The organism is Haloferax profundi (assembly GCF_001469865.1).
Lineage (GTDB): Archaea > Halobacteriota > Halobacteria > Halobacteriales > Haloferacaceae > Haloferax > Haloferax profundi.
Map to the genome: position 1 here is coordinate 1 of NZ_LOPV01000616.1, position 323 is coordinate 323.

Annotated in this window: 1 pseudogene; it reads right to left on the reverse strand. The window is 52.6% G+C overall.

The window, feature by feature from the left end:
• Positions 1–67 precede the first annotated feature (67 nt).
• Positions 68–323: pseudogene (locus AUR66_RS22925) on the reverse strand (hypothetical protein); the annotation flags it as partial.

The following is a 323-nucleotide window of genomic DNA, read 5'->3' on the forward strand; positions in this document are numbered from 1 at the left end:
AAATCTACACCCTTATCGCGGTATCTGAACGGAAGTGTGGTTGTACGGTGTCGTTGAGAGTGTCTGGTCACGCTTGACCCTCCTCGGAAGTCTGTAACTCTGCAAGTATCTCTAGTTGTGTCGCGCCGACATCACCGTGAACTAAGTCAGTGGGTTCGTCGGAATAAGAACGACCCGAGAACGAGAGTTCACTGACGTCTTCATCGGCGACGAGGTGAACACATCCATTATCGTACGACGCGGCTACGCCGGATTGTTCGATGTCGACGTAGTCGATTGGTATATCGTCGTAACGCGACCCGTCCTCACCAACACCCGTGAGT